This is a genomic window from Brucella pecoris, assembly GCF_006376675.1.
Classification (GTDB): domain Bacteria; phylum Pseudomonadota; class Alphaproteobacteria; order Rhizobiales; family Rhizobiaceae; genus Brucella; species Brucella pecoris.
The window spans coordinates 381,884-406,621 of record NZ_VEWK01000002.1 but is presented as its reverse complement, the minus strand read 5'-3'; the positions used below and the strand labels follow the sequence as shown (position 1 = coordinate 406,621).

Here is a 24,738-nt window from a genome sequence, read left to right as displayed (position 1 = left end):
CTGCGCTTCATCGTCGTTCTTTCCGTTCGGCCAAAAGGCCCAAATAGTACATTGCGATCGTCGCTCCCGCGATTGCTGTTATATCGGCATGGTCATAGGCCGGTGCAACCTCGACCACATCGGCGCCCACAAAGTCAAGAGCCGTCAGCTTGCGCAGGACAGACAGCATCTTTGCCGAAGACGGGCCTCCCGCGACCGGCGTGCCGGTTCCCGGCGCAAAGGCCGGATCGAGACAGTCGATATCGAAGGTCAGATAGGTCTTCCGGCCATTGGTGCGCTTCAGGATTTCATCGGCAATCGCCGCCGCTGACATATCCTCGACCTCATGGCCATAAATGATCCTGATGCCGCAATCTTCCGGCGCGTGCGTGCGGATGCCGATCTGGATCGAGTGAGCGGGATCGATAATGCCGTCGCGCACTGCACGGGCCACGAAAGAGCCGTGATCAATCCGCTTGCCGTCGTCGAACCACGTATCCTGATGTGCATCGAACTGCACCAGCGCCAGCGGCCCATATTTTGCAGCGTGGGCCTTGAGCAGTGGCCACGTGATGAAATGATCGCCGCCGAGCGTCAGCAGGAATGCATCGGATTTCAGGATTTTCGCCGCTTCGCGCTCGATAGTGGCTGGGGTCTTATAGTGATTGCCGTAGTCGAGCAGGCAGTCGCCATAGTCGATGACGGCGAGGTTCTCGAAAAGATCGCGCTGAAAGGGATATTGCGGATCATTGTCGAAGATCGCCGACGCCCGCCGGATCGCCTGCGGGCCGAAGCGCGCACCGGGCCGGTTGGATACGGCGGCATCGAAGGGAATATCCCAGACGACAGCTTCCGCGCCCTTCAGCGACTTCGTGTACATGCGCCGCATGAATGACAACACACCCGCATGGGTGGGATCGGTTGCTGCACCGGTCAGGCTGCGGGCGGTGATCGCGTGGTCGATGGTCTTTGAGGGCATGGCCGCTTCCCCGATGATAATCTGGCTTCTATAGCGCTTTCACGCGCTCTTGGCATCAAATCCGTAAGCGCGTTCCACACGGGCAATGCGCACGCGATAGGCTTCGTACCATTTCTGGCGACCAAGCTTCTGCGCAACCAGATGATCCACGTCGCGCTTCCATGCACGAATGCTTTCCTCATCGGCCCAAAAGGAATTGGTGATGCCGAAGCCTTCCGCGTCGCGGGCACTTTCAATGCCGAGATAGCCCGGCTGTTTGGCCGCGAGTTCTCCCATTAGAACCGCCATGTCGCCGTAGCCATCATCCTCGCCCGCAATACGCTGCGAAGCGAAGGTGACGATCAGATAGGGAGGCTCCGGTGTGGCGGCAAAACGACTGGACGACATTCGACTGGTTCCGTGCTGGCTTGAGTCTCCTTTTACATAACAAAAAAGCGGACCCGAAGGCCCGCTTTTCTGTAAGCTCTGAAGCGACAGATATTAGCGCTTGGAGAACTGGCCCTAAGCGCTTTAGCGCTTGGAGAACTGGAACGAACGGCGAGCCTTGGCCTTACCGTACTTCTTACGTTCGACGACGCGGCTGTCGCGGGTCAGGAAGCCACCCTTCTTGAGAACCGTGCGCAGGCCCGGTTCGTAGTAGGTGAGGGCCTTGGAGATGCCGTGACGAACAGCACCGGCCTGACCGGAGAGACCGCCACCGGCAACGGTGGCAACGATATCGAACTGGCCGGCGCGATTCGAAGCGATGATCGGCTGCTGCAGGATCATCTGCAGAACCGGACGCGCGAAATACTGTGCGAATTCCTTGTCGTTGACGATGATCTTGCCGGAACCCGGCTTGACCCAAACGCGTGCAACGGCGTCCTTACGCTTGCCGGTGGCATAAGCGCGGCCCTGTGCGTCCAGCTTCTGGACGTGAACCGGAGCGGCAGCTTCGGTCTTGGCAACGGTGCCGAGTTCTTCGAGCGAGTTGAGCTGCTCAGCCATGATTATGCATTCCCTTTGTTCTTGCGGTTCAGCGCTGCGACGTCGAGGACTTCCGGCTGCTGAGCTTCATGCTGATGGTTCGAGCCTGCATAAACGCGCAGGTTCTTCATCTGGCGACGGCCGAGCGGGCCACGCGGGATCATACGCTCAATAGCCTTCTCGAGAACGCGTTCCGGGAAACGGCCTTCGAGAATCTGGCGAGCAGTGCGCTCCTTGATGCCGCCCGGATGGCCGGTGTGCCAGTAATAAACCTTGTCGGTGTATTTCTTGCCGGTCAGAACAACCTTGTCGGCATTGATGATGATGACATTGTCGCCATCGTCAACGTGCGGGGTGAAGGTTGCTTTGTGCTTGCCACGCAGGCGGTTGGCGACGAGCGATGCAAGACGGCCGACGACGAGACCTTCGGCGTCGATCAGCACCCACTTCTTCACCACTTCAGCCGGCTTCTGAGAAAAAGTTGCCATTGAAGTCTTCCTTGACTTAATCCCCGATCTTGAAATCAGGGCTTTTTTTGTTGCTTGTGTTGGATCGTGTCCAACCCGAACGAGCGGGCAAAAGATCACTTCTGCTCGCGTCTGGCGGGTCGATACACAATGGCGGCGTGGCCGTCAAGTCCTATATTCAGAGCTTTGTTTTAAAAGGCAAGTAAAATCAAAAGGTTATTGCATTGGTATTATAGTACCGTATATTTTAACGCTTTTATCTCGGTGGAATCGAATAGGTTGCCGTTGCATGGGCAACCAGTTCGCCGCTCGCACCGTCAGTCAGACTGATATCGAGTACGGCAAGGCGCTTGCCGAGTTTCAGGAGGCGCGCAACAGCCTCGACTGTACCGGGAGAGGGTTTGCGCAGAAAGTTGATATTGAGATTCGTTGTCACCGCCAGCGCCACCGGACCGATATGGGCCAATATGGCTGCATAGGCCGTCACATCGGCAAGCGCGAAAAGCGAGGGGCCGGAAACGGTGCCGCCAGGACGCAGATGTTGTTCATCGGCGTGAAGCCGCATGGATGCCGAACCATCGTCGATTGCCGTGATCTCGAAAGCGTTTCCGAGTTGCGGAAACTCGTGCTTCATGAAGGCACGCAGGTCTTCGATATTCATGACAGGGCTCGACGAATGGTTTGTCATCGGATCGACATTCCGGTCCTGTGCTGTATTGATATTCATGCGTTCCTCCCAAGTTTATTCATCAATAAAGCATAATCCGACCGGAGTGAAACGAGGATCGATAAGATTATGCTTCACCTAAAAGAACTTAGAGCGCCTGCTTTCATGCAAGCGTTGGCTCAAGCGATTGAGGAGAACAAAGATGAAAAACCCTATCGACGAGCAGATTCGTGAGATTCTTCTTTCTGTCAAAACAATTGCGCTTCTCGGTGCGTCACCAAAGCCGGAACGCCCGAGCAATGGCGTGATGGAGTTCCTGCTTTCCAAGGGATATCGCGTGATTCCTGTCAATCCGGGGCAGGCGGGAAAGGAGATCCACGGTCAGCGTGTCGTGGCGCATCTGGCAGATATCGAAGAACCGGTGGATATGGTGGATGTCTTTCGCGAACCTTATTCGCTACCGGGGATCGTGGACGAGGTTCTCGCAATGAAGCATCGCCCGAAGGTCTTGTGGACGCAGCTTGGTGTCGTGCACGAAGAGGCTGGAAACAGGGCCGGAGAAGCAGGCGTCACCGTCGTCATGGACCGCTGCCCGGCTATCGAATATCCACGTCTGGTCTCTGAATAAGAGCTTTCGGATTTAATTTCTGCGATTCCTACATTTGGCGGAAAATCCTCCTTTGCTTTCCTGACGGCAACGCCTAACGTCCGGACCTGATTGGGGTTTAGGACACAGGAGGAAATGATGTCAAAACGCTCTCCCGGGATTGAAACGCTCGCTGTTCACGCTGGGGCAAAGCCCGATCCGACGACAGGTGCGCGTGCAACACCGATCTATCAGACGACTTCGTTTGTGTTCGATGATGCCGACCACGCGGCATCCCTGTTCGGCCTGCAGGCGTTCGGCAATATCTATACGCGCATCACAAATCCGACGACCGCTGTTCTGGAAGAGCGCATTGCCGCACTCGAAGGTGGTACGGCGGCGGTCGCGACTGCATCCGGCCATGCCGCGCAGCTTCTTGTTTTCCATACGCTGCTTCAACCGGGCGATAATTTCGTTGCCGCACGCCAGCTTTATGGCGGATCGATCAACCAGTTTGGTCAGTCTTTCAAATCCTTCGGCTGGCAGGTGCGCTGGGCCGACGCCACCAACCCGACCGATTTCGCAAAGCAGATCGACAGCAAGACGCGCGCCATCTTCATCGAAAGCTTCGCCAATCCGGGCGGTATCGTGGTAGATATCGAAGCCATTGCCGAAATCGCGCACAGAAACGGCCTGCCGCTGATCGTCGACAATACGCTGGCATCACCTTATCTGGTGCGTCCGATCGAACATGGTGCAGATATCGTCGTGCATTCACTGACCAAGTTTATCGGCGGTCACGGCAATTCCATGGGCGGTATTCTGGTCGATGGCGGTACTTTTGACTGGGCAAAATCCGGAAATTATCCGCTTTTGACCGAACCGCGCCCCGATTATGCGGGTCTGGAGCTGCACAAGACCTTTGGCAATATTTCCTTTGCCATCGCTGCCCGTGTGCTGGGGCTTCGTGACTTCGGCCCGGCCATTTCACCGTTCAATGCCTTCCAGATATTGACCGGGGCGGAAACCTTGCCGCTGCGCATGCAGCGCCACAGCGACAATGCGCTGAAGGTCGCATCCTGGCTGCACGGCCATGAAAAAGTGTCATGGGTGAATTATGCGGGGTTGCCGCATGATAAATTTCACGCTCTCCAGCAAAAATATGCGCCAAAGGGTGCGGGCTCTGTTTTCACCTTCGGTCTCAAGAGTGGTTATGAAGCTGGCGTCAAGTTTGTGGATAGCCTCGAACTGTTTTCGCTGCTGGCCAATATCGGCGACACCCGTTCGCTGGTGATCCATCCGGCATCGACGACGCATCGCCAGCTCAGCGACGAGCAGAAGGTGGCGGCGGGTGCCGGTCCGGATGTCGTGCGGCTGTCTATCGGCATCGAGGATGCAGATGATATCATCGCCGACATCGAGCAGGCGCTGGCAAAGGTCTGATTTATGAGCCGGTTTCTCGATTTCGACCTGACCGGCATCGAACCGGAGGAAGGCGCACCGTCACCGGAGCGCCTTCTTTCAGGTGCTCCAAAATTCCGCACGTGGAATCTGGAAGAAAATCCCGAAGGCACGCTTTTTGCAGGCATTTGGGAGAGCACGCCCGGAAAATGGCGCATCGAATATGACGAATGGGAATTCTGCCACATCCTGTCCGGTCGGTCCGTCGTCAGCGAAGAAGGCGGCGAAGCCCGCGAAGTGGTTGCCGGTGACAGTTTCGTCATCCGTCCGGGCTTCAAGGGAAGCTGGGACGTCATCGAGACCACCCGCAAGGAATATGTCATCAAGCTCTGACATCAGTTCCTTCTATGCAAAACACCCGCCGGATTTCGGCGGGTGTTTTGCTTTAGTTATGCGGACCGCGCTTGATCGGCTGGATAACCGGCAGATTGCCCGGATTTGGACGGCCTGCATTGCCTGATGGCGGGCGGTCCGGCCGAGGCGGACGTGGGCGATCCGGCCTGTTGGTGTCGGGACGGCGCGGGCGATCCCGGTCGCGATAACGATAGTGATCCCGGTCACGATAATAGCGCGAATCTCTGTAATAACGCGGGTAGCGCGGATAGTTCCGATAGTAACCGCCGCTATTATAGACGACGCCGGTACCGACATAGCCGCCACGAACATAATATGGATCGTAATAGCCCGAGCCATAATATCCCTCGGAAACACAACCGCTGAGCGTCAAACCGGCAGCGCCGATGCCGAGCGCCAGTAAAATGGATTTCAATGACATGTTCGCTACTCCCGAAAGGCCGGGGTCGGCGCTGGAATACGCAACAACCACGCGGCGAACCACTATTTAGAGGGATTATGCGCGTTTCTTTATGAAGCCCATAATCAATAAAGATTGCAGAGCGTTAGCTTGGTTAGCTGTGATCAAACCTCTGCGTCAGCCCATGGAATACGCTCCTCACACATCCCCTAAACGCCTTGGGGTTTCAAAAGTTGCCAATGAAGGTGACAACAGGACCCGCAAAAGCAAAACCGCCCCGAAGGGCGGTTGTATTGTTGCTGAAGGCGAATGCTGATTACTTGCCAGCTTCTTCTACCGTGGTCGCGATCGAGTCAAACTTTTCGCTGATCTTCGTTCCCAGCGTCGTTGCCCCAGTGATGATGACGACAGCGACGAGGCCGGCGATCAGCGCGTATTCGATAGCGGTTGCGCCGGATTCATCCTTACGGAAACGTGCGAAAAACTTGGTCATGTGTTGCTCCTGAGATCATTCTTGCTTGTTTAGTGGTCGCTGTGACCTGGGAGCAAACTACCCGCCAATTATGTGTACCCTCTTAAGTTGCATGGTAAACGGAAAATGAGTATTTCATATGATTAATAAATTACTGAATTTAAAATAAAAATAGCAGATAGAGATTCCTTATTGTATTAGCTTTAGCTTACATAAAGAGCGACTTCTTCAACCGGTCTCTTCTCTCAAGCTGCTTGCACCAGATTGGCCATCAGGCGGAATGCACCGGGAACGAGCTTATCGAGCTGATGATGCAGGGCAAGGCTCGTATGCGTATGACGACCCTTGCCTATCCTGCCGGAAACAAGAGAGCCATAAAGTGGCTGTTCTCCATCATCATGCATGGAAAGAAGCGGCTGATAGGCATCATCCCATGCGGAGGCGAAATAAAGCCCGCGTTCCTTGTGCCAGTCGTTCCAATCGCGCTCGCTGATCATATTGGGACTGACAAGGAGGGGATGCTCAGGCTCAAGAACCGTAACTGCCGCATGCGGGTTCGTAACGCGCCAGCGCAATGACGGAGAGCCGATGGTTAGTTTTCGCGGTGGTGTCCTGTCTGGATGCCAGCCATCTGACGGTCGGTGATAGAGTGTCACCAGATGCCCGCCATCTTCGACAAAGCGGTGCAGTTTGGTCGTCGCTGCTGCCAGGTCATTGCGCAGGCCAAAGGCAAATATGCCGACCACGATGGTCGTGAACCCTGACAGATCACCGGCAAGATGATGCGGTTCGATGTCGGTGACATCAAGCCCCATGCGTTTCAGCCACAGGCCAACATTGTCCGCACCGCCACCGATATAGCCGATGCGTGCGTCGGGCAGCTTCACGTCGAGGGTTAGCACAGGCAGCATGGCAGGCTCGCGCCAGACGGTTTTGCCGATATGCGGATAGTTGGCGGCGTGTGTTTGCCAGGCCGGAGTTCCATCAACCAATGCCTGCAGGCAGGTCAGTCCGGGTGTCGGATCGGAAGGCGGATACAAGACGGTGCTCAGCCCGTTTACACCGACTTCCCAGCCTTTCTGCGATGCGAAGGTGATCCGTTTTGCCGGGCCGTTGACCATAAGCTGGATCGGCAATGGGTCGTGTTCGCCCGACAGGATGACGGCTGGCGGGGCGATCTTCAGCGAGACAGGCGGCACAATGGCGAGCGGTTCCTCAAGATCGAAGCTGCGTTCTGCAAGATGCCCTTCAAACTGCGCTTTCAGCCGGATACAGGCTTGCCCATTGCCGGCAATCGACCGCCATACAGGTTCGAAAAGCGGGGAAGGTGCTGTATCTTTCGCCAGGGAAATGGTCAGGATTTCTCGCTCTGGCGCCTCTTCTTCACAGAAAATCGAACAGGTTTCCGGCAATACGGGTTCCGCCGATACTGCGATTGCCGTCGTTCCGGGGCCGTATTCGACGACAAGGCGCGTTTCGCTGCCCGCCGCCAACACAGGTTCGTCCAGATAAGCGCGCTCGAACAGCGAGGCGGCTTCGATCAGCGCGGCGTCGATTTCCCGCAGCTTGCGTTCCAGCCTGTGCCGGTGTTGCAAAAGGAAATCTTCCGGTGCGCTGGCTAGCACAGCTTTCAGGCGTTTTGCGGCCTCGACAAGATTTTTGATAATGGCTTCTCTGTTGGGAAAAGCTGCGATTGCGCCCTCAACAGACAAATGGGCATCAAGAAGCTGCTTTCGGCTTTCAAGCGTCAGTCCGTTGATTTCTGCAAGTGTGGCCAGAGTTTCGGGAAGCCCGTCAAGGATTGTCGTTTCCGAATGACTTTCTGGCAGTTTCAGATGCAATGGCCACTCAACCTTCGGCGCTTCCGGCCAGCGACCCATGCCCTGTGTGGCATGGCAGGCGCGCGACCACTCACCGATACGATCGTAGTCGGCGCCGATTGCCGCATCGCGTCCTGCCGCATGAACCGTCAATGTCGTATCGGGCGGCGGAAGCTCGTCATCATAGGTGTCGCCGCCGCCCGACCAGGCAGGGAGATAGAATTTCGCCACCTGCCACGGCATTAGCCCTTCGGAAAAATGTTCTGGAAAGGCGGTGGGGTCGGCAGCCAGCCGTATCGCCGTTTCCGCCGCCTGCGTCATGGCGCGATGGTGGCCGTGCTGGCCCGGAACATCGAGAAAGGTTGGCAGCACGATATCCGGGCGCTCGGTGCGATAGGCGCGGACCAGCCGCTCGACGGTCTTCTCCTCGCCCCAATGGGCAAAAGTACCGTCACCATCCTTGGAGAAGCCGAAATCGTGGACGGAATCGTCAGGACCATGGCCCAGCCAATGCACGTCGCAATCGAGAATGCGGGCTGCTTCCTCCATCTCGCGGCTGCGGATCACGCCAAGCGCGCCGCCACGTTCGGGTCCAAGCGCATTTTGCCCGCCTTCGCCGCGTGTCGAACAGGCAATCACCACCTGCATGCCAAGTCCGAAGCGCATATAGGCCAGGAGGCCGCTTTGCTCGTCGTCAGGATGCGCACCCGTATGCATCAGCGTGACTGTCGAACGCAGCCTGCTCAGTGCCTGGTGCAGCCGGACAAGGGCAGGGGACGACTTCTGGCGCTCGATGCGCTGGTGGGCGGTGAGCATGGTCAGATTTCCGAATTTGTATCGAGTTTCGGCGTCATGGCCTCGAACATCGGCAGGGAGGCAGCACCCAGAGCAGCGGTGAACTGCCCCGTCTGCCCACGAATGACGCGCGGCAATGCGCGGGCGCGGCGGCTCGCAACCGAAATCGGCAGGCCGCCCATATGCCAGATCAGGTCGTCGATGATCGCATCGGGCACCATGCCGCCCAGAATGATTGTCTCGGGATCGAGAATGTTTTCGATCATGGCAATCATTGGCGCCAGATGTTCGGCGGCTTCCTGCACCCAGCCCATCAGAACCGGGTTGCGATCTTCATGCAGCTTTTCCAGCGCATCGAAATCGGTGTCCTCGATCCCCGCGGCGTGAAGCTTCTCGCGCAAGATATGAAGGGAGGCATAGGTTTCAAGACAGCCCCTCTGTCCGCAGGCGCAACTGCGTCCATTGGGCGTGATGACGATATGGCCGATTTCACCGGCATTGCCGAAAGCGCCGCGAAACGGCGCGCCGTCCTGAATCATGCCAAGCCCGATACCGGCACCGAAATAGATCATGGCGAAATTGGAAATCGCATGTCCTGCACCAAACAGGCGTTCGCCGACGGCGGCGGCGTTGGCGTCGTTTTCGACCAGAACGGATTCGCCGCAGGCTTCACTCAGGACCGCTGCCGCATCGATCCCGGACCAGCCGGGCAGGGTGGTCGGGCCGACCGAACTCATGCCTTCAATGTCGAACGGGCCCGGCATCACGACACCTATGCCAAGCAGGCGCGCGGGAAATGAAGCCTTCACGGCATCGACTTCTTTTCGCAATTGTGCGGAGAGCCTGTCGGGGCTGACATCCTGAATGGGGCGCACATGCTGCGTGCGCGGCTTGCCGGACAGATCAAGTACTGTCGTCACCATATGCGTCGAACCCATTTCGACACCGATGGTCATCGCACCTTCGGGATTGACGGCAAACTGGATCGGCGGCTGGCCGCGTCCCGTTTTCAGCCGCCCAAGCTGCATGAGCAGATTCTCTGAAACCAGCTCATCGACGATGTTGGCGATGGCCTGCGCGGTCAGATGGGTGAGGCGGGCGATATGCATCCGGCCCAGGGGACCGTGGCGGCGAACGACATCAAGCACCACGCGCCGGTTATGATCGCGAATTCGCTCGGGATTCTTGCCAAGGGTGACCGCAAGCGACCCGCCCTGTGCGCCAGCAGGCGCGATGAGCGATCCGTCTTCAGAGTGTCCATCTGATTTCGATGTCATGGTCCCTCCTGTCTCCCGTCAAAAGAGATAACGCGAGGCGCTTTTAACAGCAATATATTAATTCAACTAAATTATCTTATTGACAAAGTGCCCGCAACGTTGAACCGTAAAGGCAGGGTGGTGAAGACCGTCCGGCCTCATGTCGGGGAAGTGGGTTTCCGCATGAGTGAAAATGGGCGCCGCGCACGATCTGCGCGGCATGTGGTGGAATATGCGGATTGTGCGAGGCACTGCCGCAGCCGTGCCTGGCGACCGCATTCGAACCGGTGGGCGGGGCATTAGGGAGGTTTAAATGCGTAAGCTGTTATTGGCAGGTCTGGTTGCAGGGCTCAGCACCTTTGCGATCAATGCTGCTCAGGCTGTCGAAATCGAATATTGGCAATATGTCTTCGAGACACGTGTCAAGGCGATGGACAAACTGATCGAGAATTTCGAGAAGGCCAACCCGGACATCAAGGTCAAGCAGGTCACGTTCCCTTACGACGACTATCAGACGCGCGTGATCGCAGCGAAGATGGCGGGCAAGAGCCCGGACGTGATGCAGCTTTTCTATGGCTGGCTCGACAAGTTCGTGGCTGGAGGCATTCTGCAGCCATTGCCGCAGGACACGTTCCCGCATGACAAGATCGAGAGCGAGTTCTTCCCGATCGTTTCGGCGATGAAGCGCGGCGATGAATATTACGGTCTGCCGACCGCTGTGCGTTCGCTGGCCCTGTTCTACAACAAGAAGCTGTTCACCGACGCTGGCCTCGATCCGAACAATCCGCCCAAGACGCTGGATGAAATGGTCGAAGCGGCCAAGAAGACGACGAAGCGCGACGCTTCCGGCAATCTTCTGGCCGAAGGCATCACGCTCGATATGCCGGGGCAGGACCAGCATTGGTGGCGTGAGGTTCTGGTGCGCCAGTTCGGCGGTCAGCCCTATACCGACAATGACCGCAAGGTCGCCTATAACGACGCTGCCGGTGAAAAGGCACTGGCCTTCTATACCGGTCTCCAGACCGAACATAAGGTCGGCGAAGTCAAGTTCATGGATGAAGGTCAGGCCGCTTTCCGCGCTGGCATGGCAGCCATGACCATCGACGGCACCTTCCGCCTCGGTTCGTTCCGCACCATCAAGGACTTCGAATGGGGCGTGACAGAGCTTCCGGCCAATGCGGAAGGCGTGCGCTCCAACTATGCGAGCTACTTCGCCAACGGCATCAGCGCCAAGGCAAGCGGCGAGAAACTCGAAGCCGCCAAGAAGTTCCTGAACTACATCTCCTCGCCGGAAGCCATGGAAATCTGGCTGAAGGATGTGGGTGAACTGCCTGCGCGCCGTTCGGCAGCCCTGACGGAAGCGAACCTTGCCGATCCGATCTACGGCCCGTTCCTCAAAGGTCTGGAATATGCGCATACGACCATGTTCGTGGATGAGCTGAAGCAGCGCCAGATCGCTGTCGATATGGCCAACCGCGTCATTCTCGAAAAGCAGCCGGTCAAGGAATCTCTCGACCAGGCGGCCAAGGCCGAGCAGGATGTGCTCGACGCGGCCAAGTAACAGGCTTGAAATGCGGCGGGGCAGGGCCTCGCCGCTCTTCTCGCGGCACGGCTCATCCGTAGCCGAAGGATCTTGAAACATGACAATGACTGCAGAAACAGGCGGCAGAGCGAACGGGCCTTCGGGCAATCGCCTGACGGATCGCCTTTCCATGCGCACAAGACGGTTGATCTGGGTGTGGAGCTTCCTCGCTCTCCCGATCCTGTTCTATTCGGTCATCCGCTTTTACCCGACGATAGAGGCCTTCTGGCTGTCTCTCACAGACTGGGACCTGATGAACCCGCCAAAGTTCATCGGCTTCGCCAATTACCAGAAGCTTTTCGCCGATCCGGAATTCTGGAAAGTGTTCAAGAACACTTTCACCTATCTGCTTGTCGGCACGCCGATCAGCCTCGTGGTGGCGTTTACAATCGCCTATTTTCTGGATCGCGTGCGGATCATGCACGGCTTTATCCGCGCGCTCTATTTCCTGCCTTATCTCACCACGGCAGCCGCCATGGCATGGGTTTGGCGCTGGTTCTATCAGCCCGCGCCGATCGGCTTCATCAATAATATCCTGAGTTCGGTCGGGCTGCCGCAGCAGGGCTTTCTGCGCTCGGTCGATCAGGGTCTCTATGCGATCATGGCGACGTCCATCTGGGCCGGTCTCGGCTTCCAGATCATCATCTTCATGGCAGGCCTGCGCGCTGTTCCCAACACTTTCTATGAAGCCGCACGCATCGACGGCCTCGGTGAATGGGCGATCCTGCGCAAGATCACGATCCCGCTTCTGAAGCCCACCACGGTGTTCCTCGTCGTCTTCTCGTCCATCGGTTTCCTGCGCATCTTCGATCAGGTCTACAACATGACCACGAACGATCCCGGCGGACCGCTCGGCTCCACGAAGCCGCTGGTGCTGATGATCTATCAGACGGCCTTCTCCTCCTATGCGATGGGTTATGCGGCTGCGCAAACCGTCGTTCTGTTCACCATCCTGCTTTGCGTCTCGCTGTTGCAGCTCTGGATCCTGAGGGAAAAGAAATGACAGCGTCCGTTCAAAACAAACCGCTCCCTTTCCAGAATCTGCGGCCCGGTCGCATCGTGACATGGACATTGCTGCTCATCGGTGGCCTCATCATGGTCACGCCGCTGGCTTTCATGTTCTCCACCTCGCTCAAGACGGCAGGACAGGTCTACGACCTGCGCCTGATCCCGGCAGAGCCGACACTGCAGAACTATGTCACCATTCTTGCCGATGGCCGCTTCCTGCGCTGGTTCCTGAATTCCATGATCGTCGCGGTCGTGGTTACGCTGTCAAATGTCTTCTTCGACAGCCTCGTCGGTTATACGCTGGCGAAATTCCAGTTCCGCGGGCGCTATTTCATCTTCCTCGCCATCCTGTCCACACTGATGATCCCCACCGAAATGCTGGTGATCCCGTGGTATCTGATGTCGAGCAAGCTCGGCTGGCTGGACAGCTACTGGGGCATCATGTTCCCCGGCATGATGACGGCCTTCGGTACGTTCCTCATGAAGCAGTTCTTCGAAGGTGTTCCCAACGACTTTCTGGAAGCTGCCCGCGTCGACGGCCTCAACGAATTCCAGATCTGGTGGAAAGTTGCCATGCCGCTGGTGACGCCTGCGCTCTCGGCGCTTGCGATCTTCACCTTCCTCGGCAACTGGACCGCCTTCTTCTGGCCGCTGATCGTTGCAACCAGCCCGGAGCTTTATACGCTGCCGGTCGGGCTTTCGAGCTTCGCCGTCGAGCAGTCCATCCAGTGGGAAATGATCATGACCGGCGCGGCAATCGCCACGCTTCCCACGCTCGTCGTCTTTCTTCTTCTCCAGCGTTACATCGTGCGCGGTGTCATGCTTGCTGGCCTCAAGGGTTGAACCATGTCCGATCTCGATCCACGGCTGTCCGATAAAAGCGTCTTCCCCGATCCGGTTTACAAGGAAACCGTGCTTCGCCCGCTTTTTGATGGCGCCAAGACCCATCATGTCGACGGCTTTCGCCGCATCGACCGCGCCCATCTCGTCATGCTGACCGAAACCGGCATTCTCGACCGCGAACAGGCCGCAGCCATTGCGGGTGCACTGGAAGCCATCGACAAGGAAATCGACCCTGCGAAGCTGACCTATACCGGCGAGGTGGAAGACTTCTTCTTCCTCATCGAGAAGGAGCTGAAAGCACGTATCGGGGCCGATACTGCCGGTCGCCTTCACACGGCACGCTCGCGCAACGATATTGACCACACGCTGTTCAAGCTTGGCCTCAAGGATCGTATCGATACGCTGATGACGCAGGCGCGCAATCTGCTGGATAGCATGATTGCAGCCGCCGAGCGTGAAAAGGAGACGCTGATCGTCGCCTATACGCATGGCCAGCCTGCACAGCCATCGACCTTCGGTCACTATCTTTCGGCGGCAATCGAGGTTCTCATCCGGGATATGGAACGGATGGAAGCCGCGCGCGCCATCGTCAACCTGTCACCCATGGGGGCGGCGGCCATCACCACCTCGGGCTTCCCGATCGATCGCGCACGAGTGGCGAGCCTGTTGGGCTTTGCTGCCCCCTTATCCAATTCCTATAGCTGCATTGCGGCGGTAGATTACATAACCTCCACCTATTCGGCTTTGGAACTGATGTTTGTGCATCTGGGGCGCCTCATTCAGGACTTCCAGTTCTGGACCAGTTTCGAGGTCGGCCAGATTTACGTGCCGAACGCCTTCGTGCAGATTTCGTCGATCATGCCGCAGAAGCGCAATCCCGTTCCAATCGAACATATGCGCCACCTGGCAAGCCAGACCATGGGCCGCGCCCGCACCGTCCTCGACGTGATGCACAACACACCTTTCACCGACATGAATGACAGTGAGGGCGAGACCCAAGCGATGGGCTATGAGGCATTCGCCTCCGCTGGTCGCGTGCTCGATCTTCTGGCCGCGTTCATCGGCGCGATCCGGATCGACCCGGCCCGCGTGGCGGAAAATATCCGCCGCTCCTGCATCACGATCACCGAACTGGCGGATTCGCTGGTGCGCATCGAAGGGCTTTCGTTCCGGCAGGCGCATGAAATCGCAGCCAGGGTCGCGCGCGCTGTCGTCGCGATGGGCGGCGGTCTGGAGAAGGACGGTTTTGAGCCTTTCCTCGATGCTTTCCGCGAGTCTGCCGGGCGCGAGCCATCCTTCGGGCGCGAGAAGTTTGAGGAACTGGTTTCGCCGCAGCATTTCGTAGCCGTGCGCGACCGTCTTGGCGGTCCGGCACCAACCGCGATGAACGCGGCACTCGCGCGGCACAAGGCGGAAGCGGACCGCTTCAAGGCCGCAGCCTTCGACCATGCGGCTGCCGAAGCAAAGGCTGCCCGCGAACTCAATGAAAAATTCAGTGCACTTGTGGAGGCACGCTGATGGCAACCATCGAACTTGAAAAGCTGGTCAAGCGTTATGGCAAGGTCGAGGCGGTCCGGGCAATCGATCTCCAGATCAAGGACGGCGAATTCGTCGTTTTTGTCGGCCCTTCGGGCTGTGGCAAGTCCACGACCTTGCGCATGATCGCCGGGCTTGAAGACATTTCCGGCGGTCATCTGAAGATCGGCGGCGAAGTTGTCAACGAAAGCGATCCGAAGCAGCGCAACATCGCCATGGTGTTCCAGAATTATGCGATCTATCCGCATATGACAGTGCGCCAGAATATCGGCTTCGGGCTTTATACGTCGAAACTGTCCAAGGCCGAGAAGGACAAGCGCATCGAGGAAACCGGCAAGGCGCTCGGGCTGGAACCCTATCTCGACCGTCGCCCGGCGGCACTGTCCGGTGGCCAGCGCCAGCGCGTCGCCATCGGTCGCGCCATGGTGCGCAATCCGTCAGCCTTCCTTTTCGATGAGCCGCTGTCGAACCTCGACGCCCAGCTTCGCGCGCAGATGCGTATCGAAATCAAGCGCTTGCATCAGCGTCTCAAGACGACGACCGTTTACGTGACCCATGACCAGGTTGAAGCCATGACCATGGCCGACCGCATCGTTGTCATGCGAGACGGCCGCATTCTCCAGACCGGTACGCCGACCGAGCTTTATGAAAATCCGACCGACGTGTTCACGGCGCGCTTCATCGGCAGCCCGTCGATGAACCTCATTGCGGGCCGTCGCAACGGATCGGGCGTGGAACTTGCGCCGGATGGCGACATTCTGGTCGGCGTTCGCCCGCATGACCTGAAAGTCGAGGACGGGACAGCCAGCGGCTTATCACTCACCGGCACTGTGACGGCCGTAGAGCCGCTTGGCGCGGAGACGCTGGTGCATCTCGACGTCAACGGCGTTTCGGTGATTGCAACGGCTCCGGGCAAGGTCATTCCCGCAACGGGCGGCACGCTTTCCGTGTCCGCACCTGCCGGAAGCCTCTATCACTTCGATGCCAAGACCGAGAAAAGTCTGGGCCGCCTATGATGCCGCAACAATTCAGGCGTCCGGCTGTCCTCAGTATCGGGCGGATTTACTGCGATCTCATCTTCACCGGGCTGCAATCGCTGCCGCAGCCCGGCCGCGAGGTCTTTGCCGAAAGCATGAAGATGGCGGCAGGTGGTGGCGCCTTCATTTCGGCGGCGCATCTTGCCCATGCGGGAAGGGCGGTCGCGCTGGTCGCACGGCTCGGCTTCGACGGCCTGTCGCGCGGGCTGGAGCCGGACCTGAAGATCGATGGTGTCGATCTGCGCTTTCTGGAGCGGGCCGACGATGCCGGACCGCAGGTGACGGTGGCAAGCGTGATCGGCAATGACCGCGCATTCCTCTCGCGCCGCGCTGGTTCTGCACTTCCGTCGACGCTCGAAACCGCGCTGCAATGGAAGGATGCGGGGCATCTGCATATCGCCGAGTTCGCCACGCTGCACGAAATCTCCGATCTCGTGCAACAGGCAAAGGCGGCAGGTCTTTCCGTCTCGCTCGATCCGAGCTGGGATGAAACCCTGATCTACGACCCCGGCCTGCTGGCTGCCTGCGAAGGCGTCGACATCTTCCTTCCCAATCGCGAGGAAGCGCAGGCCATAACCGGCCATGACGATCCGGCTGCGGCGCTCGACGCACTTGCCGGGCACTTCCCGGTCGTGGCTCTCAAGGGCGGCGGCGACGGCGCATGGTTGCGTACAGCCGAAGCGGACCTTCACATGGCGGCAAAGGATGTACCGGTCATCGATACGACCGGAGCGGGTGACGCTTTCAATGCGGGCTTTATCGATGCATGGCTCGAAGGCCGCGACGCGCACCGGGCACTTGCCGCAGGGATTGAATATGGAAGCCTTGCCGTACAGGCGGCAGGTGGCGCATCCATCCTGCGTTCGCCCGAGCGACTGGCTGGATAAGGATTATGGGGCGGCATTCGTCGCCCCTCCACAAGCTTGTTGTATTTTTGCAATATGTTGTGCAGAAATTGCCCGCACAGTATCACTGGGTTTTCCGATAAGAATACACCGAAGCTCATGTTTTGACTGGATAAAACATGAGTGTAATATGCATGTTTATATACAGCACTTGGAATCCTTCTAAATCACTGTGATTGCGCGATATTTTTCAGGCGGTTATGGCATGTTGAAAGGCTCGCTCGGTTTACGCAGGCCTATACATATGCAAGTCTGGAGAGCGGGCACGAATGAATTCCCGGTTGTGGGATCTGACGGAACTCTATGAAAGCGAGCGCTCGAGCCTGCGCGCTTTCGTGCGGCGCATCGTCGGAAATTCGGCCACGGCGGAAGATGTCGTCCAGCAGGCCTTTCTCAACCTGCTGGCCAGACCCGACGACGGGACGCAAGCGCCGGGACCTGCCTATGTGAAGCGTGCCGCGCGCAATCTTGCGCTCAATCATCTGCGCGATACGCGCCGCCGTGGCGATGTCGAAGTTCAGGACGATGCGCCGGAGCGTTTTGCCGATAGCCGTCCGTCGCCGGAAATGACGGCGCTTTATCGCAGCGAACTGCGTCGGCTTCTGCAGGCCATTGCGCTTCTGCCGCCGCGCCGTCGTGAGGCCTTCGTCCTCAACAGGATCGAAGGGCTGACCTATGACGAGATCGCGCAGCGTATGGGAATTTCCCGCAATACGGTTATAACGCAGATCGTGGCTGCACTTGCCGAACTGGACAGACGGCTTGCGGAATAGAGCGCATCCCGAAAAGTGCGAAGCGGTTTTGCGTAGGATAATGCAAAAGAAACAAATACTTGGAGCGCTGATCTGATTCAACCGGATCGAAACGCGCTCTAACCGAAGCCGATAACGGGAACGTTCGAACGCGCATGAAGGATTTCGAGACCGATCCGGTTTTCATGAAAGCGCTGGAGTGGTTTGTTCTCTTGCAGGACAAAACTGCCAGCGCCGAGGACCGGCGCGCCTTTTCGGTCTGGATGGCCTCTGATCCGGCGCATCGTGTGGCTTATGAACGCGCGCAGACGCTCTGGCAGCGTTTCGATGCGGTGAAGCCGGAATATGATCGTTACCGCCGGTCCGGTCGTGTCAATCGTCGGGGCGTTGTGCTGGGAGCGCTTGCCGCCGCGATCCTTGCGCCCGGCGCCTACATGCTGTCGCGTCCGGGATTGTTCGCCACATACCGAACCGATGTCGGCGAGCGTCGCAGTTTCACTCTTGCCGACGGCAGCACGGTGGAACTTGGCAGCTATTCAGCGCTTTCGGTCGATTTTTCGGACAGTCGGCGCAATCTCGTGCTTCATCAAGGGCAGGGCTTCTTTCAGGTCGCAGCCGATCCGGCGCGCCCCTTTGTCGTCAATGCCGGCGGCGGCACGATTACCGCACTTGGAACGGCGTTTGACATCAAGCTGGCGGACGATGCCGTGACGGTCTCGGTGGTCGAACATGCCGTTTCTGTGGCTTTCGGTGTTGCCGATCCAATCCGCCTGGATGAAGGATGGCAGGTTACCTATGGCGGGGACGAGATCGCCGTGCCGCATCGCGCCGACACCCAGATCGTGGAAGCGTGGCGCAATGACCGCGTCATCTTTGAGGATGTCCCGCTGCGCCGTGTCCTGAGCGAACTCGAGCGGTATCGCCGGGGCCGTATTTTCCTGACCGATGCCGAGATCGGCAACATGCCGGTGACGGCAATCTTCGACACGCGCGATGCGGAAGCCGCACTCACCACCATCGCCGAAACCCTTCCGGTGAAAGTTCTGAACGCTTCCGGCTGGGTGACGGTCGTGACGCGCAGATAAGCTCCAATAGTTGGAGCTTTTCCATGTGTAGACCATAAGTGGATAAAAAAGGTCAAAAATTTTTTCTGACCGATCATTAGTTTGCGTTTCCGAGGTGTCTAACTCTCTGAAGGGCTGTTTTGCAGCCAGCATAGAACGGGAAAATCCTGCTTATGGCAGGGGCGTCAGACATCGGGGATTAGAGCATGCGCGTCGATAAGAAGAGCGAAATTCAGACCGGAAACAACCAGAAACGTGTAGCTCTTCTCAAATCCGGATTGCCCGTAAAATTGCTCGCCGCCAGTGCGCTCATCGCCGTGGCAGCACTTGCGCCAAACCCGGTTCTGGCCCAGACGGCAGGGGCCGCGCAGGTCCAGCGCATTTCATTCGATATTGCGGCGCAGCCGCTTTCAAAAGCTCTGGTGCAATATTCCAGCAAGACCGGCGTTCAGCTTTTCTACGACGCGAACATTGTACGCGGCAAGAATTCGGACGGTGCGCAGGGCAGCCTGACGCGGTCGGAAGCGCTGGGCCGCATCCTGTCCGGCTCGGGCCTGTCCTATCGCATTCGCGGCAACACCGTCACCATCGCGGCGCAGCAGGCTGGCGAAGGCGGCGCGGTCGCCGCCGACGGTTCGCTGCTGCTGGATACGATCACATTTCAGGGCAACAATAGCGGGGATACGTCTGCCAGTGTCGTGGTCGACAGGTCCAGCGGTGGCACCAAGACCGACACACCCCTGATCGAGGTGCCGCAGTCGGTATCGGTGGTCAGCCGCAAGCAGATTGAAACCCAGAATGCCCAGAGCGTGACGGAAATGCTGCGCTATGTGCCGGGCGTCACCATCGAAACCTATGGCCCCGACCCGAAGGGCTATGACTGGATTCTCATGCGCGGCTTCAATGCGCAGTCTACCAGTTCCTATCAGGACGGGCTGCGCCAGCTCTCCAACAGCTACACCTTCTTCCGCAACGATCCCTATGAACTGGATTCGGTCGAGGTCCTGCGTGGTCCCGTTTCGTCGCTTTATGGCCAGAGCGATGCCGGCGGCCTCGTCAATCGCATCACCAAGAAACCGCAGGCCGAGGCATTCCACGAAGCCTCCGTTGAATATGGCAGCTTCAACCGCAAGCAGTTCGGGGTCGATCTGACCGGTCCCGTCAATGAAGACAAGACCCTGCTTTATCGCCTGATCGGTGTGGTGCGGAAGAGCGATACGCAGTTCGAATATTCCAATGGCGACAAGGTGAAGGACGATCGCTACATGATCGCCCCGTCGCTGACCTGGGCACCCGATGCCGATACGACATTGACGGTTTCCGGCCAGCTTTTGCGTGACGACAGCGGCGGCAGCGTGCTGCCCGCCACCATCAGCAATCTCTATCCGGGACTGCCGGATATTCTGGTGGGCGACCCGGATTTCAACCGCAGCGTCCAGAAACAGGGCAGCATCGGCTATGAGTTCGAACATCACGTCAACGACACGTGGACGCTGAAGCAGAACCTGCGCTACGGTCAGGTCAGTTTCCTGCTGGATAATGTGCTTGCGCTTGGCCTTGGACCGACGGGCATCACCCGTCAGGCGCGCCGTTTCGATGAAAACATGAGCGGCCTCGTCGTTGACAATCAGGCGATTGCGGAATTCGAAACCGGAAATATTGCGCATCAGGCGCTGTTTGGCCTCGATTATTCTTATTCGGATTCCGACGTGACGCAGTATCGTGATCCGGCTCCAAGCCTCAATCCTTTCAATCCGTCCTATGGCATTCCGATCGCGGTGCCGACCACGATGACGCAGAGCTATCGTCAGAAATACAACCAGACGGGTGTTTACGCGCAGGACCAGATCAAGCTGAATGAGAGCTGGATCGTGACGCTCGGCGGTCGTTATGACTGGCTGAGCCTCGATAGTCACAATCGGCTGGATAATAGCGACACCGATCAGGATATCGGCAAGTTCAGCGGCCGCGCCGGCCTTACCTATGTCACGCCATGGGGCATTGCGCCCTATGTCAGCTATTCGGAATCCTTCGTGCCCAATCTGGGCACCGACAATAGCGGCAACACTTTCGATCCGTCCGAAGGACGCCAGTGGGAAGTTGGCGTAAAATATCAGCCGAAGGATTTCGACGGTCTGTTCACGCTCGCCTGGTTCGACATCGTGAAATCGAATGTGGTTTCCTACAGCTATGTCGATGGGCCACAGGCGACAGGCGAGGTGCGCTCGCGCGGTCTGGAACTCGAAGGCAAGGTCAATCTCACCTATGGCTGGGACTTCATCGGTTCCTACACCTATACCAAAACGGAAGTGACCGAGGATGCGCCGCAGTTCATCGGCAACCAGTCGACCATGGTGCCGGAACATCAGGCTTCGGCATGGCTCAACTACACCGTCAGCAGCGGCGTTCTCGAAGGGCTCAGCCTGGGCAGCGGCGTGCGTTATGTCGGTTCCAGCTATGGCGACAAGGCCAATACGGTCAAGGTCGATGGCCGCACGCTGGTCGATGCCGGCATGAGCTACAAATACAAGGACATGACCTTCCAGCTCAATGCGACCAATCTCTTCGACAAGAAGTATTTCACGACCTGCGAAGACACCTTTAGCTGTTATGAGGGCGACCGCCGGTCGGTCATTGGCCGCGTGAAGGTCAGTTTCTGATGGGCGAACAGGTTTGCTGACACGTCGCCAGATATTGCTTGGCTTGTCAGCCGGTCCGGGCCTCGCGCTTTGCGCGGGGCTTTCCGGTTTTCCGGCGCGGGCCGCATCCGCACCGCGTATCGTCGCGATCGACTGGGCGGCTGCCGAGGCAATGCTATCCTTCGGCATCGTTCCGGTTGGTCTTTCGGATACGGGCTTTTACCGCCAGCGCATGGCTTCACCCGTTTTGCCGGACGGCGTTGCCGATGTCGGGCCGTTCTGGGAAATCAATCTGGAGGCGCTTGCGGCGCTGAAGCCCGATTTCGTCATCGCAACCGATTACAATCTGGTGATGACACCGCGAATCGCGGATGTGGCGCGTGTCGAACTTGTTCCCAGCATCACGACGCCCAATGTCGAGCGCTATCAACTGGCGGTCGATATCCTGAACCGGGTGGCGGATCTGTGCGATCAGCCACGCGCGTTGGCGGCATCGGTTGCCGAAGCGGCTGAACAGAGATTTGCCGCGGCAAGGTCAGCCATAGAAGGGCATCGATACCCCGTCGGCATCATGCTGCCCGATATTGGCGGGCGGGAAATGACCATGTACGGGAAGGGGACACTTCCCGATGCTGTTTTGCGCAAGCTCGGTCTCGACAATGTGTGGACCGGGCCGGTGAACGGAACCGGCATGGCGCGCGCCGGGCTCGACCAGTTGATGGCCAACCCCGATGCTGCTTTTCTGGTGGTGGAGATACCGTCGCAAAAGCTCCAGACGGAGCGCTCCCTGCAGCAGAATACCATGTGGAAGCTTCTCGGTCCCGTCCGTAACGGGCGGGTCGCATGGCTGAGCCAGTTCCATCCTTTTGGTGGTGTGCCTTCTGCGGCGCATCTGGCTGATCTGATCGCGTCGGCACTAAGCGCCATGGTGGTGAGGGAAATCCGATGAGCATCGGTTCGGTTTCATCCGGAAAAGAGCGTGGGGGCCGTCGCTTTTCACTGCGCTGGCTTGTGCTTGGCGTCTCAATGGCGCTGGTCCTGTTGCTGGTGGTTCAGGGCTTCCTGACCATTGCCGCGCCGGGTGAGTGGCTCCGGATCGTCACGGCGCCCGATCCGACCGATCCGCGTCATGTCATCGGTTATTTCAGTTTTCTGCCGCGTCTCGCCGTTGCCGTGCTGGTCGGCGGCGCGCTCGGTCTGGGCGGTGCTGTGTTCCAGACCGTGCTGCGCAATCCGCTGGCGGAACCGGGCCTGCTCGGCGTTGCCTCCGGCGCGCAGATTGCGCTCGCTCTGGCTTTGATCTTCGCGCCGGGCCTGTGGACTGGCGGCAGCGAAGTCATCGCGCTTGCTGGTGCTGCCCTTGCGCTCGGGCTTTCGCTGCTGATCGCCTCTGCCGGGCGGTTCTCATCGACGACAGTTGTGCTGGCCGGTCTGATGGTCGGCCTATATTGCAACGCGATCTTCAGCCTGCTGGTTCTTTTCAACCATGACTATCTCATCAATCTTCTGACCTGGCAGGCCGGTTCGCTTCAGCAGGGCGGGTGGGAGGTTTTCCTCTATCTCCTGCCGCGCCTGTTGCCGCTGGCACTCCTCATCTTCCTTCTGCAACGACCGCTCAATCTCCTGTCGCTGGGCGACAATCAGGCGAGGGGGCTCGGTGTTTCTCCCGCCTTCATGCGGCTGGTGCTTCTTGCCGCCGGCGCTGCCATGGCCGCAGTCATCACCAGCAGTCTCGGGCTGATCGGCATGATCGGATTGGCTGCGCCAAATCTCGCCCGCACGTTTGCACCGGGACAGGATGGGCGCCGTCTGGTCTGGTCAACTGTCCTCGGGGCGTTGCTTCTTGTCGGCATCGATCAGATCCTGCGGGCCGTCATCCCATTCATCGGCAATATTCCATCCGGTGCCGCCGCCGGACTTTTCACCGGTCCGATTCTCGTCATTCTGGCGAGCCGGGTACGGCTGCCGAGCACCCCTTCGGCTCACGAACCGACGCCTGAAACGAGAAGCATCAAAAAACCGGGTCTGGCGCTCTGCAAACTTTTAGGCATTTTCGTGATTTGCGTGGTGTTGTCGGTTTTAGTGGCAAAAAACACCCCTTTCATGTCGCTAAACGCCCCGGACTTTGTGGCGACGACATGGCGATTTCCGCGCATTTTTGCGGCGGCGGGTGCCGGCATATGCCTGGCGGTCGCCGGATTGATCCTCCAGGGCACGCTGCGCAACCCGATTGCAAGCCCCGATCTGCTTGGAATCGGCTATGGCGCGGGCTTTGGTCTCGCCATTGCGGTGCTGTTTTTGCCCGATGCCGGCGGCATGTCGAAACTCGTCGCCGCTTCCATCGGTGCATTCGTCGTCCTGACCGCAATCTCCCTGATCGGCTGGCGCATGGCCTTCCAGCCGGAGCGCGTTCTGCTGGTCGGGGTTGGGCTTGGAAGCATATTCCATGCCCTGATGATTCTGTTGCTTGCCAGCGGAAATCCCCGCGTCGCTGGGCTTTTGAACTGGTTTTCAGGGTCAATGGGCAATATCGGCTGGAATGATACGGCGCTTGTCTGCTCCTGCGCCTTGGCTGTTCTTGTCGCGGCTATCCTTGCTAGACGCCCACTCGATATTTTTCCGCTGGGCGACATGACGGCACGCTCCATCGGCATCAAGGTTTCAGCCAGCCGTGCCGTGCTTCTTGCTATTGCTGGGGTGGCTACAACCGCAGCGACCCTGACCATCGGCCCGATCAGCTTCATAGGGCTCATGGTGCCGCATTTCGTGACAATGCTAGGGTTTCGTAACGCATTGATGCGAATAGCTTCTTCGGCGATTGTCGGCGCTTCGCTACTGGTCTTCGCCGATTGGGCGGGGCGCAATCTGGCTTATCCGTGGCCGATGTCGCCAGGCCTTCTGGCAGCGCTTTTTGGGGGACCTTTCTTCCTGTGGCTGCTCTATCGGCAGAAGCAATGATGGAGACTGTAGAAAAATACAAGAAAGAAGCTGAATGCTGATTTTTGCACTTGCGCTTGTCGCGCGAATTGCCTAAACGGCTCTCACAGCGGCTGGCCAGACATTTGGCGGGACAGTCGGGCGATTAGCTCAGTTGGTAGAGCGCTTCGTTTACACCGAAGATGTCGGGAGTTCGAGTCTCTCATCGCCCACCATTACCTTTAAAATCAAAG

23 protein-coding genes and 1 tRNA gene are annotated in these 24,738 nt (G+C 58.2%); 15 read left to right on the top strand and 9 right to left on the bottom strand.

Annotated elements, in window-relative coordinates; translation table 11 throughout:
* Positions 1–7: 7 nt before the first annotated feature.
* The 5 genes from speB to FIB18_RS05280 form a co-directional block, all read right to left on the bottom strand.
* Positions 8–958 (bottom strand): agmatinase, encoded by a 951-nt coding sequence (speB, locus tag FIB18_RS05305; protein ID WP_140019753.1) that lies wholly within the window; start codon positions 956–958, stop codon positions 8–10.
* Positions 959–997: 39 nt separating this feature from the next.
* On the bottom strand, positions 998–1,345 hold the full coding sequence (locus FIB18_RS05300) for an antibiotic biosynthesis monooxygenase family protein (protein WP_140019752.1): 348 nt from the start codon (positions 1,343–1,345) through the stop codon (positions 998–1,000).
* 123 nt (positions 1,346–1,468) lie between these two features.
* Positions 1,469–1,945 (bottom strand): 30S ribosomal protein S9, encoded by a 477-nt coding sequence (gene rpsI / locus FIB18_RS05295; protein WP_140019751.1) that lies wholly within the window; start codon positions 1,943–1,945, stop codon positions 1,469–1,471.
* A gap of 2 nt (positions 1,946–1,947) precedes the next feature.
* Positions 1,948–2,412: a 50S ribosomal protein L13 gene (rplM, locus tag FIB18_RS05290; protein ID WP_105541520.1), complete on the bottom strand. Its 465-nt coding sequence runs from the start codon at positions 2,410–2,412 to the stop codon at positions 1,948–1,950.
* A gap of 235 nt (positions 2,413–2,647) precedes the next feature.
* The gene (locus tag FIB18_RS05280; protein WP_140019750.1) at positions 2,648–3,118 is read right to left on the bottom strand and encodes a PaaI family thioesterase; all 471 of its coding nucleotides are present in this window, start codon (positions 3,116–3,118) and stop codon (positions 2,648–2,650) included.
* Positions 3,119–3,260: 142 nt separating this feature from the next.
* Between FIB18_RS05280 and FIB18_RS05275 the strand changes: the two genes are divergently transcribed.
* From FIB18_RS05275 to FIB18_RS05265, 3 genes are all read left to right on the top strand, one after another.
* Positions 3,261–3,686, top strand: coding sequence for a CoA-binding protein (locus FIB18_RS05275; protein ID WP_140019749.1), 426 nt, complete (start codon positions 3,261–3,263; stop codon positions 3,684–3,686).
* 117 nt (positions 3,687–3,803) lie between these two features.
* Entirely contained in the window at positions 3,804–5,087 is a 1,284-nt protein-coding gene (locus tag FIB18_RS05270) for an O-acetylhomoserine aminocarboxypropyltransferase (RefSeq protein ID WP_105541523.1), read from the top strand.
* A gap of 3 nt (positions 5,088–5,090) precedes the next feature.
* Positions 5,091–5,438, top strand: a complete 348-nt coding sequence (locus FIB18_RS05265) for a cupin domain-containing protein (protein ID WP_140019748.1) — start codon at positions 5,091–5,093, stop codon at positions 5,436–5,438.
* A 52-nt stretch (positions 5,439–5,490) separates the two neighbouring features.
* Here the strand turns inward: FIB18_RS05265 and FIB18_RS05260 are convergent, their stop codons facing one another.
* The 4 genes from FIB18_RS05260 to FIB18_RS05245 form a co-directional block, all read right to left on the bottom strand.
* The gene (locus tag FIB18_RS05260) at positions 5,491–5,880 is read right to left on the bottom strand and encodes a hypothetical protein (RefSeq protein WP_140019747.1); all 390 of its coding nucleotides are present in this window, start codon (positions 5,878–5,880) and stop codon (positions 5,491–5,493) included.
* A gap of 295 nt (positions 5,881–6,175) precedes the next feature.
* Positions 6,176–6,352 carry a Flp family type IVb pilin gene (locus FIB18_RS05255; protein ID WP_140019746.1) on the bottom strand — a complete coding sequence of 59 codons (177 nt, stop codon included), beginning with the start codon at positions 6,350–6,352 and terminating at the stop codon, positions 6,176–6,178.
* A gap of 224 nt (positions 6,353–6,576) precedes the next feature.
* On the bottom strand, positions 6,577–8,967 hold the full coding sequence (locus tag FIB18_RS05250) for a PIG-L family deacetylase (protein ID WP_140019745.1): 2,391 nt from the start codon (positions 8,965–8,967) through the stop codon (positions 6,577–6,579).
* A gap of 2 nt (positions 8,968–8,969) precedes the next feature.
* Positions 8,970–10,223: an ROK family protein gene (locus tag FIB18_RS05245; RefSeq protein ID WP_140019744.1), complete on the bottom strand. Its 1,254-nt coding sequence runs from the start codon at positions 10,221–10,223 to the stop codon at positions 8,970–8,972.
* 292 nt (positions 10,224–10,515) lie between these two features.
* On the opposite strand from FIB18_RS05245, the gene FIB18_RS05240 reads away from it, so the two are divergent.
* From FIB18_RS05240 to FIB18_RS05185, 12 genes are all read left to right on the top strand, one after another.
* Positions 10,516–11,763, top strand: coding sequence for an extracellular solute-binding protein (locus FIB18_RS05240; protein ID WP_109987570.1), 1,248 nt, complete (start codon positions 10,516–10,518; stop codon positions 11,761–11,763).
* A 79-nt stretch (positions 11,764–11,842) separates the two neighbouring features.
* A complete protein-coding gene (locus tag FIB18_RS05235) occupies positions 11,843–12,787 on the top strand; it encodes a carbohydrate ABC transporter permease (RefSeq protein WP_407921842.1) in 945 nt (314 codons plus the stop codon).
* Positions 12,784–13,635: a carbohydrate ABC transporter permease gene (locus tag FIB18_RS05230; protein WP_140019743.1), complete on the top strand. Its 852-nt coding sequence runs from the start codon at positions 12,784–12,786 to the stop codon at positions 13,633–13,635. The genes FIB18_RS05235 and FIB18_RS05230 overlap by 4 nt, the downstream gene beginning before the upstream one ends.
* Before the next feature lie 3 nt (positions 13,636–13,638).
* Complete coding sequence (gene argH / locus FIB18_RS05225) at positions 13,639–15,153, top strand: argininosuccinate lyase (RefSeq protein ID WP_140019742.1); 1,515 nt, start codon at positions 13,639–13,641, stop codon at positions 15,151–15,153.
* Positions 15,153–16,187: an ABC transporter ATP-binding protein gene (locus tag FIB18_RS05220; protein ID WP_140019741.1), complete on the top strand. Its 1,035-nt coding sequence runs from the start codon at positions 15,153–15,155 to the stop codon at positions 16,185–16,187. The genes argH and FIB18_RS05220 overlap by 1 nt, the downstream gene beginning before the upstream one ends.
* Positions 16,184–17,095, top strand: a complete 912-nt coding sequence (locus tag FIB18_RS05215) for a carbohydrate kinase family protein (RefSeq protein ID WP_140019740.1) — start codon at positions 16,184–16,186, stop codon at positions 17,093–17,095. Before FIB18_RS05220 ends, FIB18_RS05215 begins: the two co-directional genes overlap by 4 nt.
* Before the next feature lie 287 nt (positions 17,096–17,382).
* Entirely contained in the window at positions 17,383–17,886 is a 504-nt protein-coding gene (locus FIB18_RS05210; protein ID WP_140019739.1) for an RNA polymerase sigma factor, read from the top strand.
* Positions 17,887–18,020: 134 nt separating this feature from the next.
* Positions 18,021–18,950: a FecR family protein gene (locus FIB18_RS05205; protein ID WP_140019738.1), complete on the top strand. Its 930-nt coding sequence runs from the start codon at positions 18,021–18,023 to the stop codon at positions 18,948–18,950.
* Positions 18,951–19,135: 185 nt separating this feature from the next.
* On the top strand, positions 19,136–21,589 hold the full coding sequence (locus tag FIB18_RS05200) for a TonB-dependent siderophore receptor (RefSeq protein WP_140019737.1): 2,454 nt from the start codon (positions 19,136–19,138) through the stop codon (positions 21,587–21,589).
* 13 nt (positions 21,590–21,602) lie between these two features.
* On the top strand, positions 21,603–22,517 hold the full coding sequence (locus tag FIB18_RS05195) for an ABC transporter substrate-binding protein (RefSeq protein ID WP_235894835.1): 915 nt from the start codon (positions 21,603–21,605) through the stop codon (positions 22,515–22,517).
* Positions 22,514–24,526: a Fe(3+)-hydroxamate ABC transporter permease FhuB gene (gene fhuB / locus FIB18_RS05190; RefSeq protein ID WP_140019736.1), complete on the top strand. Its 2,013-nt coding sequence runs from the start codon at positions 22,514–22,516 to the stop codon at positions 24,524–24,526. Before FIB18_RS05195 ends, fhuB begins: the two co-directional genes overlap by 4 nt.
* Positions 24,527–24,644: 118 nt before the next feature.
* Positions 24,645–24,720 (top strand) — tRNA-Val (locus tag FIB18_RS05185).
* Positions 24,721–24,738: the final 18 nt, after the last annotated feature.